The sequence below is a fragment of the Mesorhizobium sp. M8A.F.Ca.ET.208.01.1.1 genome (genome assembly GCF_004791315.1).
Classification (GTDB): Bacteria; Pseudomonadota; Alphaproteobacteria; order Rhizobiales; family Rhizobiaceae; genus Mesorhizobium.
Window position 1 is genome coordinate 1,272,820 of record NZ_SRUT01000001.1, and the last position, 16,571, is coordinate 1,289,390.

At 61.6% G+C, this 16,571-nt stretch carries 22 protein-coding genes; 9 read left to right on the forward strand and 13 right to left on the reverse strand.

Annotated features, from left to right (window positions below; translation table 11 throughout):
- Positions 1-1,500, reverse strand: coding sequence for an Asp-tRNA(Asn)/Glu-tRNA(Gln) amidotransferase subunit GatB (gene gatB, locus EN851_RS06375; RefSeq protein ID WP_135864222.1), 1,500 nt, complete (start codon positions 1,498-1,500; stop codon positions 1-3).
- 291 nt (positions 1,501-1,791) lie between these two features.
- Between gatB and EN851_RS06385 the strand changes: the two genes are divergently transcribed.
- The gene (locus EN851_RS06385) at positions 1,792-2,049 is read left to right on the forward strand and encodes a YjhX family toxin (protein ID WP_127280952.1); all 258 of its coding nucleotides are present in this window, start codon (positions 1,792-1,794) and stop codon (positions 2,047-2,049) included.
- Positions 2,050-2,097: 48 nt separating this feature from the next.
- On the opposite strand, the gene EN851_RS06390 is transcribed toward EN851_RS06385, so the two are convergent.
- Positions 2,098-2,529 (reverse strand): CBS domain-containing protein, encoded by a 432-nt coding sequence (locus tag EN851_RS06390; RefSeq protein ID WP_127280953.1) that lies wholly within the window; start codon positions 2,527-2,529, stop codon positions 2,098-2,100.
- Positions 2,530-2,616: 87 nt separating this feature from the next.
- Complete coding sequence (locus tag EN851_RS06395) at positions 2,617-3,372, reverse strand: rhomboid family intramembrane serine protease (protein WP_135928785.1); 756 nt, start codon at positions 3,370-3,372, stop codon at positions 2,617-2,619.
- Positions 3,373-3,807: 435 nt separating this feature from the next.
- Here EN851_RS06395 and EN851_RS06400 point away from each other — a divergent pair, with 435 nt between their 5' ends.
- The 3 genes from EN851_RS06400 (at position 3,808) to EN851_RS06410 (ending at position 6,067) form a co-directional block, all read left to right on the forward strand.
- A complete protein-coding gene (locus EN851_RS06400; protein WP_127869418.1) occupies positions 3,808-4,443 on the forward strand; it encodes a PAS domain-containing protein in 636 nt (211 codons plus the stop codon).
- Between the two features lie 114 nt (positions 4,444-4,557).
- On the forward strand, positions 4,558-5,175 hold the full coding sequence (locus EN851_RS06405; protein WP_127281204.1) for a PilZ domain-containing protein: 618 nt from the start codon (positions 4,558-4,560) through the stop codon (positions 5,173-5,175).
- Between the two features lie 283 nt (positions 5,176-5,458).
- Positions 5,459-6,067: a transglutaminase-like cysteine peptidase gene (locus tag EN851_RS06410; RefSeq protein ID WP_135928786.1), complete on the forward strand. Its 609-nt coding sequence runs from the start codon at positions 5,459-5,461 to the stop codon at positions 6,065-6,067.
- Between the two features lie 160 nt (positions 6,068-6,227).
- Here EN851_RS06410 and EN851_RS06415 read toward each other — a convergent pair whose 3' ends face one another.
- The gene (locus EN851_RS06415) at positions 6,228-6,854 is read right to left on the reverse strand and encodes a DUF2726 domain-containing protein (protein ID WP_245520697.1); all 627 of its coding nucleotides are present in this window, start codon (positions 6,852-6,854) and stop codon (positions 6,228-6,230) included.
- Between the two features lie 215 nt (positions 6,855-7,069).
- On the opposite strand from EN851_RS06415, the gene EN851_RS06420 reads away from it, so the two are divergent.
- Complete coding sequence (locus tag EN851_RS06420; protein ID WP_135928788.1) at positions 7,070-7,630, forward strand: ankyrin repeat domain-containing protein; 561 nt, start codon at positions 7,070-7,072, stop codon at positions 7,628-7,630.
- A gap of 43 nt (positions 7,631-7,673) precedes the next feature.
- Here the strand turns inward: EN851_RS06420 and EN851_RS06425 are convergent, their stop codons facing one another.
- Both EN851_RS06425 and EN851_RS06430 read right to left on the reverse strand, forming a co-directional pair.
- Positions 7,674-8,201 (reverse strand): gamma carbonic anhydrase family protein, encoded by a 528-nt coding sequence (locus tag EN851_RS06425; RefSeq protein WP_135928789.1) that lies wholly within the window; start codon positions 8,199-8,201, stop codon positions 7,674-7,676.
- A 19-nt stretch (positions 8,202-8,220) separates the two neighbouring features.
- Positions 8,221-8,556 carry a hypothetical protein gene (locus EN851_RS06430; RefSeq protein WP_135928790.1) on the reverse strand — a complete coding sequence of 112 codons (336 nt, stop codon included), beginning with the start codon at positions 8,554-8,556 and terminating at the stop codon, positions 8,221-8,223.
- A 114-nt stretch (positions 8,557-8,670) separates the two neighbouring features.
- Between EN851_RS06430 and EN851_RS06435 the strand changes: the two genes are divergently transcribed.
- Positions 8,671-9,402, forward strand: coding sequence for a hypothetical protein (locus EN851_RS06435; RefSeq protein ID WP_127869423.1), 732 nt, complete (start codon positions 8,671-8,673; stop codon positions 9,400-9,402).
- Between the two features lie 54 nt (positions 9,403-9,456).
- Here the strand turns inward: EN851_RS06435 and EN851_RS06440 are convergent, their stop codons facing one another.
- Both EN851_RS06440 and cysE read right to left on the reverse strand, forming a co-directional pair.
- Positions 9,457-9,660 (reverse strand): DUF3126 family protein, encoded by a 204-nt coding sequence (locus EN851_RS06440; RefSeq protein ID WP_006200852.1) that lies wholly within the window; start codon positions 9,658-9,660, stop codon positions 9,457-9,459.
- A gap of 145 nt (positions 9,661-9,805) precedes the next feature.
- Positions 9,806-10,654, reverse strand: coding sequence for a serine O-acetyltransferase (gene cysE / locus EN851_RS06445; RefSeq protein ID WP_127280041.1), 849 nt, complete (start codon positions 10,652-10,654; stop codon positions 9,806-9,808).
- Positions 10,655-10,788: 134 nt separating this feature from the next.
- Here cysE and EN851_RS06450 point away from each other — a divergent pair, with 134 nt between their 5' ends.
- Positions 10,789-11,385, forward strand: coding sequence for a hypothetical protein (locus tag EN851_RS06450; RefSeq protein WP_135864211.1), 597 nt, complete (start codon positions 10,789-10,791; stop codon positions 11,383-11,385).
- Between the two features lie 43 nt (positions 11,386-11,428).
- Here EN851_RS06450 and EN851_RS06455 read toward each other — a convergent pair whose 3' ends face one another.
- From EN851_RS06455 to EN851_RS06465, 3 genes are read right to left on the reverse strand one after another with little or no spacing between them, the layout of a single operon-like run.
- Positions 11,429-12,196, reverse strand: coding sequence for an alpha/beta hydrolase (locus EN851_RS06455; RefSeq protein ID WP_135864210.1), 768 nt, complete (start codon positions 12,194-12,196; stop codon positions 11,429-11,431).
- Between the two features lie 17 nt (positions 12,197-12,213).
- Positions 12,214-12,777, reverse strand: coding sequence for a DUF192 domain-containing protein (locus EN851_RS06460; RefSeq protein ID WP_135864208.1), 564 nt, complete (start codon positions 12,775-12,777; stop codon positions 12,214-12,216).
- A 23-nt stretch (positions 12,778-12,800) separates the two neighbouring features.
- Positions 12,801-13,397, reverse strand: a complete 597-nt coding sequence (locus EN851_RS06465) for a cold-shock protein (protein WP_127869719.1) — start codon at positions 13,395-13,397, stop codon at positions 12,801-12,803.
- A gap of 217 nt (positions 13,398-13,614) precedes the next feature.
- On the opposite strand from EN851_RS06465, the gene gloA reads away from it, so the two are divergent.
- On the forward strand, positions 13,615-14,055 hold the full coding sequence (gene gloA, locus EN851_RS06470) for a lactoylglutathione lyase (protein ID WP_127280045.1): 441 nt from the start codon (positions 13,615-13,617) through the stop codon (positions 14,053-14,055).
- A 132-nt stretch (positions 14,056-14,187) separates the two neighbouring features.
- Positions 14,188-14,481, forward strand: coding sequence for a DUF2218 domain-containing protein (locus EN851_RS06475; protein ID WP_135864204.1), 294 nt, complete (start codon positions 14,188-14,190; stop codon positions 14,479-14,481).
- A gap of 46 nt (positions 14,482-14,527) precedes the next feature.
- Here EN851_RS06475 and EN851_RS06480 read toward each other — a convergent pair whose 3' ends face one another.
- Both EN851_RS06480 and ilvA read right to left on the reverse strand, forming a co-directional pair.
- Positions 14,528-15,082, reverse strand: coding sequence for a DUF1697 domain-containing protein (locus EN851_RS06480; protein ID WP_135864203.1), 555 nt, complete (start codon positions 15,080-15,082; stop codon positions 14,528-14,530).
- Positions 15,079-16,335 carry a threonine ammonia-lyase IlvA gene (gene ilvA / locus EN851_RS06485; RefSeq protein ID WP_135918661.1) on the reverse strand — a complete coding sequence of 419 codons (1,257 nt, stop codon included), beginning with the start codon at positions 16,333-16,335 and terminating at the stop codon, positions 15,079-15,081. Before ilvA ends, EN851_RS06480 begins: the two co-directional genes overlap by 4 nt.
- Between the last annotated feature and the right edge of the window lie 236 nt (positions 16,336-16,571).

The following is a 16,571-nucleotide window of genomic DNA, read 5'->3' on the forward strand; positions in this document are numbered from 1 at the left end:
TTACTCGATGCCCAGCTTGGCCTTGACGAGATCGTTGACGGCCTGCGGATTGGCCTTGCCGCCGGTCGCCTTCATCACCTGGCCGACGAACCAGCCGGCCATGGTCGGCTTGGCGCGTGCCTGCTCGACCTTGTCGGGATTGGCCGCGATCACCTCGTCGACCGCCTTCTCGATGGCGCCGGTGTCGGTGACCTGCTTCATGCCACGGCTTTCGACCAGTTGGCGAGGATCACCACCCTCGCTCCAGACGATCTCGAACAGGTCCTTGGCGATCTTGCCGGAGATGGTGCCTTCCTTGATCAGGTCGATGACCGCACCGAGTTGGTCGGGCGAAACCGGAGCGGATTCAATGTCCTTGCCGGCTTTGTTGAGAGCGCCCAGCAGATCGTTGATGACCCAGTTCGCGGCGAGCTTGCCGTCGCGCCCGGCCGCTACCTTCTCGAAATAATCGGCGATCGGCTTTTCCGACACCAGGATCGCTGCGTCGTAGGTCGAGAGGCCGAGCGAGGAGATCAGCCGCGCCTTCTTGTCGTCGGGCAGTTCCGGCAATGCCTTGGCCAGGGCGTCGACATAGGCCTGGTCGAATTCCAGCGGCAGAAGATCCGGATCGGGGAAGTAGCGGTAGTCGTGCGCCTCTTCCTTGGAGCGCATCGAGCGCGTCTCGCCCTTGACGGCATCGAACAGCCGCGTTTCCTGATCGATCTTGCCGCCGTCCTCGAGGATAGCGATCTGCCGGCGCGCCTCGTAGTCGATGGCCTGGCCGATGAAGCGGATCGAATTCATGTTCTTGATTTCGCAGCGGGTGCCGAATTCGCCCCCTGGCCGGCGCACCGAGACGTTGACGTCGGCACGCAGCGAGCCTTCGTCCATGTTGCCGTCGCAGGTGCCGAGATAGCGCATGATGGTGCGCAGCTTGGTCACATAGGCCTTGGCCTCGTCGCCGGAGCGCAGGTCGGGTTTCGACACGATCTCCATCAGCGCCACGCCGGAGCGGTTGAGGTCGACATAGGACATGGTCGGGTGCTGGTCGTGGATCGACTTGCCGGCATCCTGCTCCAGGTGCAGGCGCTCGATGCCAACCTCGATGTCCTCGAACTCGCCCTGGCGGTCGGGACCGACGGAAACGATCACCGTGCCCTCGCCGACGATCGGCTGTTTGAACTGCGAGATCTGGTAGCCCTGCGGCAGGTCCGGATAGAAATAATTCTTCCGGTCGAAGACCGACTTGTGGTTGATCGCCGCCTTCAGGCCCAGGCCGGTGCGGATCGCCTGCTTGACGCATTCCTCGTTGATGACGGGCAGCATGCCGGGCATTGCCGCATCGACTAGGCTGACATTGGCATTGGGCGCAGCCCCGAATGCGGTCGAGGCGCCGGAGAAGAGCTTTGCCTCCGAGATGACCTGAGCGTGAACCTCAAGGCCGATAATGATCTCCCAGTCGCCGGTGGCACCTGATATCAGGCGTTTTGCGTCGGGTGTACGGGTATCGATGATGCTCATGGCCTGCCGTCAAATTCCGGGTGACTGCCGAATGCGCTGCACATTCAGCAGGTACAAATCGTACCCGCTTCGCTAGTGCAAACCGCCAGAAGAGACAAGCGCAAAGCCTCGGTCTGGCCTTCCCAGCCATTTTCGCCTATAGGACGCTCATCCCAATGGAGAGTGGATGTCCACTTACGCTCAGTCCCGGTAAGGCCCTGACCTCTCGATGAGGCAGGGCAGAAAACCTGAAACCCCGTGCCGCGAAACTTCGCGGCGGCGGCATTTTTCGTTTTCCCGGAAACTCTTCACATGGATATTTCGCGTACTGAACAGCGCATCCTGCACCTGCTCGCGCAGGGCGGACGCATTGAAATCGAAAAGAACGACAAGAAAAGGATCGCTTCCGTCAAATGCCTGACCCGCGACGGCTGGCATTATCCTGATGTCGATCTCGACCTGTTTCGAAAATTGAAACGCAAGAAGGCGGTTTCGTCGTCGGGCGGCGGGCCCTACCGCATCACAAGGCGCGGGCTCGCACTCGTCCGCTCCGAACTCGACAACAGATAGACCAGGGTTCCGCCGGTCGGCCCTCCGGCCGGCGGCTTCTTTCACAGTTCAGGCGGTGGCGATGTAGGCGCGTATTTCCTCGGCCTCCCGCTCGACGTCCTCGATGCGGCGCTTGACCACGTCGCCGATGGATACGATGCCATCCAGCAGGCCGTCCTTTTCCACCGGCAGATGGCGGAAGCGGCCCCTGGTCATGATCTCCATCACCTCGTTGACGGTGTGGTTCTCATTGCAGATCTTCACCTTCGGCGTCATGGCCGAGCGCACCGCGATGTCGAGCGCGGCGGCTCCTTCCTTGGCGATCACCCGCACGATGTCGCGCTCGGAGAGGATACCGACGATCTTGCGATCGCCATTGGTGATGACCAGTGCGCCGATCTTGTGTTCTGTCAGGATGCGAATGGCTTCGCTGAGTTTTTCGTTGGGCCCGAGCGTCAGCACGTCATGGCCCTTGCTCTCGAGAATTGCCTTAACTGTCATGGCGTCCTCCTCTACTTTGCCAACCGGTTCCTGACCTGACCGGGTTTCGCATAAGAGTGAACATCGTGCGCCGTGATGGGTTGCATTTCAAGTGTGGTCGGGGGCTTCCCATTCAGGCGCTTGCCATCCCCTGTCGAACCAGCGCAGGCCGAAGAAGCCCGCGACAAAGCCGCCTATATGGGCCTCCCAGGCGATCTGGCCGTCCACGCCCGGCGCGAAACCGAGAAGGCCGGTGGCGAGATTGATGATCATCCACATGGCCAGGAAAATGACGACGCCGCGCGAGCGCAACACGATCGCGACCGGCAGCACCGGGCCGGCGAAACCAGCCTTGCCGGCCGAACGGTCGGTGTGGAAGCCAAAGCGCGCCGCGGCCCCCATCATGCCCGATATGGCGCCCGATGCGCCGACCAGCGGCGCTTCTCCGTATGGATGCATGGCCCAGAAGAGCGCCACCGAAGCCAGTCCGGTGGCGGCAAAGAACAATGCGAACCGGAGCGCGCCGAGACGATTGGCCAGCGGCGAGCCAAAGGCGGCGAGCCAGACCATGTTGATGGCGATATGGGCAAAGCCGCCATGCATGAAGGCGTAAGTGAAAGGCCGGGTGAAAAGGAACCAGTCGAAGCCGTATTGGCCGGTATAGAGGACCGGAATGAACGCCCCGTCATAGAGCAGCGTCATTTGCTGGGCGTCGTTCAGCACATAATGCTGCAGCAGATAGACGATCGCGCAGATGCCGATCACCGCCAGCACGATCGGCGGCAGGTTGAACACCGGCTCACGCGCCGGCGGCGGCATGGCTTCGGCCGGTTCGGGCTGGGACGGATATTGCGGTTCGCTCATCTGCAATCGCACTCTATGCTGGTTCAGTCCGGGGCTGGTTCAGTCTGGGGCTCGTTCGGCCTGGCCAGCATCTAGATCACCGCCGATGGAACCGCAAACGGCGAATCGTCCCGCTCGGAATCACAGGAACGAATCAAAAAAGAAGCCGTCCAAGGTTTCCCTTGAACGGCCGGTCGAGCCCCCTGCTCCCCTAAAATTCTTGACTGAAGTGCTGCCGATCGTCGCGAAACGACCGCTTCTGGAGTGGTTTTGGTGTGCCACGCGGCTCGCCAGGGCGCAACGTAAACCACTTGTTAACCTTAACGGCCCCGACCCGTGAACAAGTGTTAACGACGCTGGCACGCTTCCTGCTCCGGAACGCATGTAGGTCATCGGAGGGCGCCCTTCTGTTCACCGATGGGACATCAGACGACAGAATGCGCGGAGCTTTTTAGTATGAACCAAAACGGATCGATCACGCTGTTCCACTATTGGAACCGCCTGCGTGACGGACGCCCCGCTCCGAAGCGATCGGAAGTCGAGCCGGCCGACATCAAGTCGCTGCTGGCCGATACGTTCATCCTGGAAAGGGACACGCGTGGTCAGCCCGTGTTTCGTCTGGCCGGCACCAGGCTCTGCGCCTGCTACGGCCGCGAACTCAAGGGGTTTTCCTTCCCGTCGCTGTGGCGCGAAAAGGATCAGCGGCTGGTTTCGCGGCTGATCCACGGGGTTTTCGACCAGAAATCGGTCGTGCTGATCATTTTCGAGGGCTTCAGCCGCAACGGCCGCTCCAACAAGTTCGAATTGCTCGCCCTGCCGCTCGATGGCGGCATTGAAAATCCGCGCTGCCTCGGCGTGATCAGCGCCGCGGAGAAGCCGTTCTGGCTGGGCGCGGATCCGATCACGGACGCCTTGATCGATTCAATACGCGTTATCGACCCGGAGAAAGAGCTGCTGAACAACCGTCCGGCGATCGACGTTCCCTCGCTCGTTCCCGACGAGATCGGGGCGCCCGACACGATCTCGGCGCTCGGCCGGGCGCGCCGCATCCGCCACCTCGTCGTCTTCGACGGCGGGCGCGAAGATAGTTGATGATCACACAGTCCCGCGGGCCTGTTTTTCCCCTTTGTTAACCCGCTTTGTTGTACTTCTCTGATGAAGTCCCTCGCATTAAGGCGCGGGATGCCAAACGGGGTGTAGGCAGTCATGAGGTCAGCGGCGGTCGACTATGCGCCGTCCCAAGCTGAAAGGCGTAACTTTCAGCGCGTCCGGGTCAAGATATACGGACGATTCATGCTGGAGGACCGCACCGAGCACCCCTGCCAGGTCGTGGACATGTCGCCTGGCAACGTCGCGCTTCGCACCGACCGCATCGGCATGCCCGGCGAGAAAGTCATCGCCTATATCGATCATATCGGTCGCATCGAAGGTGTCTTGACGCGCACTTTGCCGGACGGCTTCGCAATGACGGTGATTGCGTCCGACCGCAAGAAGGACAAGCTCGCGGCGCAATTGACATGGCTCGCCAACAAGCACGAGCTCGACCTGCCGGAAGACCGCCGACACGAGCGCGTCTCGCCACGCAACCCGACCAGCGTGCTGCAGCTCACCGACGGCCGTCAGTATCAGTGCCGGATCATCGATCTGTCATTGTCCGGCGCCGCGATCGAGATCGAGGTCAAACCGGCGATCGGTGTCCAGGTCATGCTCGGCACGATGCGCGGCCAGATCGTTCGGCATTTCGAAGATGGCGTCGCCATCGAATTCGCCGTCATCCAGCGCCCCGAAACGCTCGATTCGGAATTCAACACGCCGCGCGCCTGATCAGGCCGCAAAGCACGCCCGTCAAGCCGGCCCTCACGGCCGGCTTTTTGATTCCGGGGTGCGACGATCGATACGTCCTCGGGCGACAGGTCGCCATAGTCAGGAATGGTCCGCGCGCGGCCGAATTCGCCGAAAACCAATCCCGCAATCCGAACAATTCAATACTCAAATGATTCAAATTTTATGTTTATTCTACGGGCGTTTTACTTAAAATCTACTTCGCGCTTTTGCGTCAAATAAATCCACATGTGGCAATGTCTCCTTCGAACGGGGAGACTGAATAATGAAAAGAACGAGGGGCAAGCTGTTGCTGGTGGCAATGGCGATGCAGCTTTCCGCCTGGGGATCAGCATATGCCGCGGGACCGGCCTACATGCATACCGGCGGACGCACCACGCAGCCTGTTGGCCACTATGAATTCTGCCAACGCATCCCGGGCGAATGCAACGAAAAGACCCCCAAGGGAGAACCGGTCGACCTGACCCGCAAGCTCTGGGCGTCGATCGTCAGCATCAACAATTCGGTCAACACCCGCGTCAAGCCGCGCACCGACATGGAAAACTACGGTGTCGAGGAATACTGGGCCTACCCGGACAGTGGCTATGGCGATTGCGAGGACTACGCGCTGGAAAAGCGGCGCGAGCTGATGAATGTGGGCGTGCCCGCCGGCGACCTTTTGATGACGGTTGCACGCCAGCCGAACGGCGACGGCCATGCGGTGCTGACCGTGCGCACCAGCCTCGGCGAGTTCATCCTCGACAATCTGGAAACCAAGGTGCTGTCCTGGACGGACACCGACTACACCTATCTGAAGCGTCAATCGACGGAAAACTCCGGCGTTTGGGTGACGATCAACGACGGCCGTTCCGATGCGGTCGCCAGCGTCCGCTGAGGACGCCAACAAGGTCAGGCGCGTTGCACGGCTGCGACGCGCTCAACGAGAAACCCGGTCGAGTCCCCACCCTCCCCGTCCCCAACGACCGGGTCAAAGGAGCCGGCCCCGTCCCCGGGCCGGCTCCGCCATTTCTGGGATCAAGGAAGCTGCAAGACAGCTATTGGGCCGATGCGGGCCTTTCCACCAGCTTCTCGACTAGCCGCCTGAGTTCGGAAGGCGTCGTATGGCCGCCGACGATCTCATGATAGCTAATGCCAGCTCGACGCAGGGCCTCCTTTTTCACCGCATCACGCGCGGCGGCTGAACCCTGATGGTGCGCATGGCCCTGGTATTCGAGCGCATGTCGAGGCTGACAGTTCTCGTCTACGAGAAGGAGGTCCACCCGTTTCGAATTGATGCAACTGTAGGCGTCGGCATCCGCGCTGCGCAGAATTTCGCCCAATGACACTTGCGCCATCACCTGCCATCCAGGATTGCAAGCGATGACCATACGGTCAAGCGCCTTGAAGACGCGAGCCTCGCTTTTGTTGAGGAGCGCCTGGACCGTGAAGGTCGCCCCCATAACAATCCGCAACTGATCCGCGGGATCGGTTGGTTTCGGCGGCGGGGAAACAGGCTTCGGTTCGGCCCACAGGCCGCCAAGGATGTCGCCTCCACTGCGCTCTCTCGCCCAGCGCAAGCGGTTCCTTTCTCTCAATGCCTGCCTCCGCTTCCTCGATAGGAAACGCTCCAATCCCATCCCAGCGAGGACACCCGCCAAAAGAATGCCAAATAGCAAAAACATTTGCTGCACCTGCTCACTAAGCTCTCGTGGCATGCAGAAAGGCACCTCTTTGGCACCAGATAGACACTATAACAGTAATGAGGTGCGCGGCCAGCAATGCCGATGGGCTCAGTGCTGTAGTCTAAATTTCAATCAGATTGTCCACTGCTCCCGCTTCCGACGCAATGGCGATCGGCGCAGTATAGACCGGTTAGTTTGCGCTCTGGATCACGGCGATGTTGGAAATCCCGGAAGATCGATGCGAGCTTCCTCGGCTGTTCAAGGCCATCGACGATGCCTTCAAGGCCGGTGACTTCAATGCTCTTGGCAAGGCCTTGGGCAACTCGCCCCGCTGGTTCGACGAGCGCATGCCGTTCGAACTGGGGCTCGGGCATCCGCTGGAGTATGCGATCTACTGGAGCCCGGTCGGCTTCATCTCGACTTTGCTCGATGCCGGCACGGATCCGAACTACCGGGATCATGGCGGGTTTCCGGCACTGATCGCGGCGTTGTCCACCGAGCGGGCCGACAGGACGGACATCATGCAGGTGCTGCTCGACGGCGGCGCCGATCCCAACATGCGGGGCGTCAACGACTGGACGCCGCTTCACTATGCGGTGGCCATCCGCAGCGTCGAGGCGATCCGCCTGCTTCTCGCCGCCGGCGCGGACCCGACGCTCGAAACCCGTATCGATGACTACACGACGGCCCTTGAGGAGGCCGACAAAGCCGGCTTTGAAGCCGGAGCTTCGTTGCTGCGCGATGCGACGGCCAAGCGACGCTCCAAGGGACGATGAGTTGCAGCGACGAACCGGGCGACACCCATCGCCAAAGCCGGCTTCAGACCTTTTTCAGCCCCGCCTTGAAGCGCCCGGCGTTGGCGACGTAGTGCGCGGCGGAGCCACGCAGCCGCTCGACCGCCGCGTCGTCCAGCACCCTGATCGCCTTTGCCGGTGAACCGACGATCAGCGAATTGTCCGGGAATTCCTTGCCTTCGGTGATCAGGGCGCCGGCGCCGACCAGTGAATTCTTGCCGATCCTGGCGCCGTTCAGCACGATGGCGCCCATGCCGATCAGGCTGTTGTCACCAATCGTGCAGCCATGCAGCATGGCGCGATGGCCGATGGTGCATCCTTCGCCGATGGTCAGCGGAAAGCCGGGATCGGTGTGCATAACCGTGTGTTCCTGCACATTGGTGCCGGCGCCGATGACGATGGGCTCGTTGTCGCCCCTGATGACGACGCCGAACCAGAAGCCGGCATTGCGGCCGATCCTGACGTCGCCAATCAGCGTGGCGTCGGGCGCGATCCAGTTCGAATCCGCATCGGCGAAGCTGGGCTCGGTTCCATCGATCGCATAAAGCGGCATTGTCGGTCTCCGAATCGTCTCAGGCTGGAAACCCTAGGAGACGGACCGCCCAGGAAGCAATGGCGAGCACGACGTTGCCCAGGGCCAGCGACCAGGCAATAGCGGTGCAGCCACATGACAGGAGCGCCACTGTCGAAATGCGGTCCTGGCGCCGCGCATCGAGGGCTTCGTTGACCAGCATGAACGGCCCGGCACCGGCAGTGACAGCCAGCGAGCGCAGCACATGCGAGGGCGACACATAAGGCTCGGCGAAGGCGACCTTGCGACCCGATACCAGTTCCATTGTCGAGCCCGTCAGGCCGCAAACCGTCAGCCCGACGACAAAAGCGAACAGCAGGAGTTCCATCTGGGCCATATTAACCCTCCATTTACCATGAAATCGCACAGTCGTTTCAGGAAGGCTGCAAGAGCCGTGCCGTGCGATGTGTGCCGCCGCGGGGCACCCGGATGGTGATGGACGAGGACCGAGATGAAGCAGGCAGCGATCGCCGACGGCCCAGAACTCACCGTGGTCGATTCCAAGCTGATGAAGCGGGTGTTCTACGCGTTCGCGGCTCTGGCCTTGCTGTCGATAGCCATCAGCCTTGGCGGTAAATGGTTCGGCCGTTCCATTGCCATGGCCGGATACACCGACGACGCGACCGTGCGCGAGGTGGTGATCGGCCACAACATCATCACCGTGCCGGCCAATTTCATCAGGTTCGAGCCAGCCCGGCGCGACGGCATCGCCTCGCGCCTCGACCTCTATCTGCGCTATCCCCAGATGGACGGCTACAGCGAGGCGTCGCGCGATGATTTCAATCACGCCGGAGCCAACAGGAACATCATCTTCCTGTCCTTCGAGCAGCAGATGATGTCGCGCGACATGAGTGGCCGGTTCGCGCCAATCTACAGCGCGTTGATCGTCCAGCCCGGCATTCCAGGGCTTGGCGGCACGACGGTCTATGGGTTCAATGAAAAATCAGGCTACATGAACGAGGTGCTGGTCGTCGGCAAGCGCGCGGGCAAGGACCCCTTCGTGGCCCGCTGCCTCAGCGGTCCTAGCGCCAGCGAATCGCTGGCTCCCTGCGAGCGGGACATCCATGTCGGGGATGATCTCAGCCTTACCTACCGCTTCCCAAGGGAATTCCTCGGCGACTGGCAGACGCTGGACGCGGCGATCACGGCCGAGGCAGGGCTGCTCCTCAAGGCCAGACATTGACCGGCTGAAAGCGGGCCGGCCGCGCTCGACGCGGCCTGCCGTGGCATTGCGGGCTCAGGCCAGGTCGATGTCCAGGATCGCCATCGAGAAATTATAGTCGCCGTCGTCCTCGTCCTTGAAGACGATGCCGAGGAATTCGTCGCCGACATAGACCTCGGCCGAATCTTCCTTGCGTGGCCTTGCCTTGACCTCAAGCTTGGGGTTCTGGAAGACGCGCTTGAAATAGGCGTCCAGCTTTCTGATTTCGTCCGGCTTCAACAGTCTTCTCCGATCATCGGGCTTGCTCGTTTGAACGGCGCTTCTGGCACGTCGACAATGGCGATGTAAAGGCAAGCCGGTCTTATTGCACCGGAAGCGGCAATGCCGCCGGGCAAATCGCAATCATGCGGGCACTGCCAGCAAATCAGATATCGAAACTGATCACGTGATCCATCTTCTGCGACGGCAGAAGCTGGTCCATCTGGCGCGAAGGCTGGTCGCAGCCGGTCTCACCGACCACGCGGGCCGGCACGCCGGCGACCGTCTTGTTGTGCGGCACAGGCGACAGCACCACCGATCCGGCGGCAATCTTGGAGCAATGGCCGATTTCGATGTTACCGAGAATCTTGGCGCCGGCGCCAATCAGCACGCCGTAGCGGATCTTGGGATGGCGGTCGCCGCCGGCCTTGCCAGTACCGCCCAGCGTCACGCCATGCAGGATCGACACGTCGTCCTCGATGACCGCAGTCTCGCCGACGACGAGGCCGGTGGCGTGATCGATAAAGATGCCCTTGCCGATGCGCGCGGCCGGATTGATATCGGTCTGGAAGACAGCGGACGAACGGCTCTGCAGGTAGAGCGCGAAATCCTTGCGCCCGTGGTTCCACAGCCAATGCGCCAGCCGATGGGTCTGGATGGCGTGAAAGCCCTTGAAGTAGAGCACCGGCATGATGAACCGGTCGCAAGCCGGGTCGCGGTCATAATAGGCCTGGATGTCGACGCGCACCGTGGTTGGCCAGTCCTTGTCGTCGGCAAGCATCGACTTGAAGGTCTGGCGGATGAGATCGGAGCCGATATCCTGATGGGCAAGCCGCTCCGCGATCCTGTGAATGACCGCCTCTTCCAGGCTTTCCTGGTTGAGGATCGTCGAATAGAGGAACGCGGCCAGCAGCGGGTCGCGGTTGACCGCTTCCATCGCTTCGTCGCGGATCGAACGCCAGATCGGATCGACCGGCTGCAACGCGCCGTGGCGGGAAATGCTGATGCTGTTCATCGACGTCTTATCCTGCGTCCTGCTAGTCTGCCTGCTTGTCCGGCCGCACATATAAGCCAGATCATAGCACGATTGAACTCAATTTTCCTTAGTGCTGTGTCAAATGGATTTGGTTCGCAGGAATTCAAGCAGCCATGGAAAACGAACCCTTGATCGACGACGCCCTGAAAACCGAGCTTTCTGTCCTCTACCATGCCGCCGGCCGCCATTACCACAACCTCGCCCATATCGAAGCGATGCTAACGCTGGCCGGCGACTATCGAACGCTTCTGGACGACCCCGAAGCCGTCGAAGCGGCGATCTGGTTCCACGACGTCATCTACGACAGCAGAGCCAAGGACAATGAGGCGCAAAGTGCCGCGCTTGCGGAGCAAAAGCTCGCCGGCCGCACCGATGCCGGGCGCCTGAGCCGCGTCAGCGCGATGATCCTCGCCACCGCCACGCACCAGTTGCCGCTGTTCGACGACGCAGCGGCGACGCGCGACGCCAGCCTGTTCCTCGATATGGACCTGTCGATCCTGGGCGCTGACGCAGTTGCGTTCGATGCCTATGAACGGGCGGTTCGCCGTGAATATGGCTGGGTTGAAGAGCCGATGTGGCGTGCTGGCCGCGGCGCGGTGCTTAAGACCTTCCTTGCCCGACCGCATATCTTCCACACGCAGGAGTTCCAGCAGCGCTTCGAGCCGCAGGCAAGGCTGAACATGGCGCGTTCGCTGCAGGCCTTGACCTAGCTTAGTTTCGGAATCCGAGGCGCTCGTCCCAGGAACCGGCGCCTCAAAGCGGATTTTCGGCGTAGAACTCCAGCACCCGCTGCTTGAAGGTCTTGTCCCCGACGGCCAGCATATGGTCGCGGCTCTCGATGTAGAAGGCCCTGGCGTTGGGCATCAGCGCCGCGAGCTCGTCCGGCGATCCACCAATGTCGTCGATGGTACCGACCGCGATCAGCGTCGGCTGTGCGATGCGGGCGATGTCGTCCTCACCAAGCAATTCCCGCGACGTGGCGATGCAGGCGGCAAGCGCCTGGCGGTCGCTGCGGGTCTGGTCGGCGAAGGCGCGAAAAGCGCGGCCGCGCGGATGGGTGGTCGCGGACGGATCCTCGGCAAGAAGGGCGGCGGCGATCGGATCCCAATCGCCGACCCCATCGATCATGCCGATGCCCAGGCCGCCAAAGACCAGCGTCGCCACCTTGTCCGGATCGGACAGCGCCAGGAAGGCCGCGATGCGCGCGCCCATCGAATAGCCCATGACATGGGCCCGCTCGATACCGAGATGATCGAGCAGGGCTGCCGCGTCCGAAGCCATTTTCGCGGGCGTATAATCGGCCTCGTCGTAACTCTTGGATGACGCGCCGTGGCCGCGATTGTCGAAGGCGATGGCGCGATAACCGGCATCGTTGAGCGTCTTGAACCAGCCGGGCGACACCCAGTTGACATAGTGGCTCGAAGCAAAGCCATGAATCATCAGCACCGGATCGCCCGCGCCCGAGGCCGGCTGGCGGTCGAGGAAGGCAAGATCGAACCCGTCATGGGAAAAAAACTGCATGGGAGGTGATCCCCGGCTCAGTCGGAGTCGACGTTCGGAGAATCGCCCTTGTCGGCGGGCGGCATGCCAGGACCCGATGCCGTGCCGATTGCCGGATGGCGCAGCAGATCGCCGTCCGCGATGCCGTCCCTGGCGGCAGTGCCGGCCTTGAGTTCGAGCACGAAGCGGACCGGCTCGCCCGGCGACACGATCGCCTCGGATTGCGGCTCACCCTGCTTGATCGCGCGGATCCTGCCGTCCTGGCCGACAAAGATCAGATCGAGCGCCATCGGCGTGTTCTTCATCCAGAAACTGACGTCGCGCGTCTCGTCGAAGACGAACAGCATGCCATGATTGGCGGCCATGTCCTCGCGAAACATCAGGCCGGCTTCCCGCTCGGCCTCGGTATCGGCGACTTCGATCGAGAAGGAGCGTTTGCCATTCTTGGTCACGGCAACCAGCGGCGCGGGATCAACTGGAAGGATCATCGCCCGGCCATCGGCCGCGCTGGGTACCTGGAAATAGAAGAATGCGGCGGCGGCGACCATGACGGCAGCCACGGCGCACATCACGCCCGCCGTCAGCCCGTTCCTGTGTGTCATATGAAATCCTCGGCCGGTTCGCCCTAGTGCGAGACCGGCAAGGTGCCCATATCGGGGTGAATTTCGGCGGCCATAAGGCCTTTGTCACCGCGGCCGAAACGGACAAGCACGACCTGCCCCGGCCGAAGCTCGGTGATGCCGTAGCGCCGCAAGGTCTCCATATGGACGAAAATGTCCTCGGTCCCCTCGCCGCGCGTCAGGAAGCCAAACCCCTTGGTGCGGTTGAACCATTTGACCAAAGCGCGTTCGAGCCCGCTCTCCGGCGTCACCGCGACATGGGTGCGCTGTTCCTGCATTTCCGCGGGATGGACGGCGGTGGTGACATCCATGGAAAGCACACGGAAGGCCTGCAGCCCGCGCTCGCCTTGCTTCACAAGACAGACCACGCGTGCGCCTTCCAAGGCTGTCTGGAAGCCGTCCCGTCGAAGACATGTCACGTGGAGGAGGATATCGCCCGAAACACCGTCATCGGGAAGGATGAAGCCATAGCCCTTGGCCACATCGAACCACTTGATGGCACCGGCGATTTCGGCCAAGTCGGCGGCGTCGCCGCCTTCGTCGCGCGTCAAGGCGTCGCCAAGGGTATTGGCCCGCCCGGTCAAAGAGGCCTTTTCCCCCATAAGAATGCCCCCTTTATTCAAGAACACCGCAACTGATTCTTGATACCAGATTAACACCGCGGCTTCCGGTGTGTGCAAGAGCTGACGTGCCTTTTTTCACGGTTCATTGCGGGAATACCGGATTTGTTCTTTGCCGGCGCCGCCTGACGCCGGACGATTGCCCTTTGACCGGGCCGACCCTATGTTGCGCCGCAACCCAACAGATCGAGGAAAACACATGCGCTATCTGCACACCATGGTCCGCGTCGCCGATGTCGATGCCTCGCTCGATTTTTACTGCAACAAGCTCGGGCTGAAGGAAGTTCGCCGCTATGAAAACGAGCAGGGCCGCTTCACGCTGATCTTCCTGGCCGCATCCGAGGACGAGCAGAGCGGCATCGCCGACAAGGCGCCGCTGGTCGAACTCACCTACAACTGGGATCCTGAAGACTACAAGGGCGGGCGCAATTTCGGCCACCTTGCCTACGAGGTAGACGACATCTACGCCACCTGCCAGCGACTGATGGACAATGGCGTCACCATCAACCGGCCGCCGCGCGACGGCAACATGGCCTTTATCAGGTCGCCGGACGGCATCTCCATCGAGCTTCTGCAGAAAGGCCCCGCCAAGGCCAAGGCAGAACCGTGGGCGTCGATGGCGAACACCGGAAGCTGGTAATCGATCACCCTTTTGGAGTGACCGGCGGCCACTCCGTGATGTTTCGCTTGGTGGTGCCTATCTATCCGGCTATGGCGCCTGCCGTGAAAAGCGGCGCTACGTCACGAGATTGAGCTTCGGAGAACCCCCTTCATGCCGACCAGCCATGCCAATGTCACCACGGCGCACGCGAGCCGCTATCTGCAGCAGTTGTGCAAACATTGGGCGCACAAGTTTCCCGTCGAGTTCGACCCCAACCACGGCGTCATCGACCTTTCACTCGGCCGCACGATCATGGACGCCGACGGGGCAGCGCTGCACATCACGGTATCGACCGACGAAGCCGCTTCGATCGAGCGGCTCGAAAGCGTCGTTGCCGACCACATCAAGCGCTTTGCGTTCCGCGAAGAACTGGCCTTCGACTGGAAACGCGCCGAGGCGGCGTAGTTCTTTCTGCGTGTCGCCGCCGCGCATTTCCGGCGAGACGCATGGATCAATCGCTATCGGACTTGCGCGCCATCTCCAGCAGCGCCAGCACCGAGCGCCAATTCCGGGCCGTGCCCGGCACTTTCAACGTGCGTGGAATGAGGTTGGCGAACACCGATTTGCCAAGCCCGTCCGGCGCGCTGAGATAAAGGACGTCGCTCTTGACCTCGAAGCGCTCGGGCCCGATGCATTTTTCGGCCAGCCGCGCCACCTCATCGGCGGTCGGCTCACGCTCCAGCGCGTAGGCATGGAGCTTCGTGTGGTCGGCGGCCGCTTCCGGATAGGGATTTTCGCGCACCAGCCGTTCGAACCATCCGAAATCGCGCACCATGATGCGCGAATGGAAACCCCATTTTGCCTCAAAAGCCGCCTCGATTCGCTTGGTCAGCGCCGCCGCGTCGCCCTTGTCGGACCGGAATACGGCATTGCCGCTCTGCACATAGGTGGAGACGGCGGAAAAGCCGAGATCCTCGAAGAACGACCGCAGCTCGGCCATCTTGACGATGCGGTTGCCGCCGACATTGATGCCGGAAAACAGGGCGATGAAGACCTTTCCGCTCATATGATGAAACCCGCCAGTGTTTCGTTGTCGGTGATGTCCTGATACTGGACGCCCTCGGCCTCGAAATTCGCCTTGAGCAGATCGAAATTGCGGCGATCCTTGGTTTCGATGCCGATCAGAACCGAGCCGAAGTTGCGCGCCGACTTCTTCAGATATTCAAAGCGCGCGATGTCGTCATCCGGACCCAGCATTTCGAGGAAGTCGCGCAAAGCGCCCGGCCGCTGCGGGAAGCGGATGATGAAGTACTTCTTCAGGCCTTCGAAGCGCAGCGCCCGTTCCTTGACATCCGGCAACCGCTCGAAATCGAAATTGCCGCCTGACACCACAGCGACAATGGTCTTGCCCCGGATTTCCTTCCTCGAAAAATCCTTCAGCGCATCGATCGCCAACGCGCCGGCGGGTTCCAGGACAACGCCTTCGATGTTGAGCATCTCGATCATGGTCGCGCAGAGCCGGTTTTCCGGGATCAGCCGCACGCTGTCGGCGGCAAACTCCTTGAGATAGCGCAAAGGTTCGCGGCCGATCTCGGCGACCGCCGCGCCGTCGACGAAGTTGTCGACCTTGGCGAGCCTCAGCCGTTTTCCGGCCGCAAGGCTCTCGCGCAGGCTCGGCGCGCCGGCCGGCTCGCAAAAGACGAAACGCGCATCGCGGCCCTGATCGGCGAAATAGTGCGTCACCCCGGCAGCCAGACCGCCGCCACCCACCGGCAGCATGACGATGTCGGGCATGCGCCCGCCCGACATCTGGTCCGCGATCTCATAGGCAACCGTCGCCTGCCCCTCGATGATGTCCTTGTGGTCGAAGGGCGGCACCATGTGGGCACCGGAGCTTTCGGTGAATTCGAAGGCGGCGCGGTAGCAGTCGTCGAAAAAATCACCGACCAGCCTGATCTCGACGAAGTCGCCGCCAAACAGCCTGGTCTTGTCGATCTTCTGCTGTGGGGTCGTCACTGGCATGAACACGACGCCCTTCTTGCCGAAATGGCGGCAGACAAAGGCAAAGCCCTGCGCATGATTGCCGGCGGATGCACAGACAAATAGCTCGGCCTGGTTGCCTTCGCCAAGCGCCTTGCGGAAGAAATTGAACGCGCCACGGATCTTGTAGGACCGCACGGGGCTCAAATCCTCGCGCTTCAACAGCACCCGCGCGCCAGTCTTTTTCGACAGATAGTCATTTTCCTGCAGCGGTGTCTGCGGGAAGATCTGGCGGATCGCGGAGGCGGCGGTGGCGACGCGCGCGGAAAAGCTGGTCATGGCAAGATCATCCCGGATCGCCCGCTGGCGAGTTAGACAATAACCCTATTACACATCCGGAACCCTATTACACATCCAGCTCCGCAAGACCATTGCCCGGTCGAGCCCGTGCCTGCAACGGCGCCTTCCCGAAATGCTTGCAAGCACTTGCGAATGTTTGTTCACGCTTTTTGATCGAGCCTAGCCGGGCATCGTTGGACGCCCGAAGTCGACATCCGGCGGGATGCAGGCCCCTG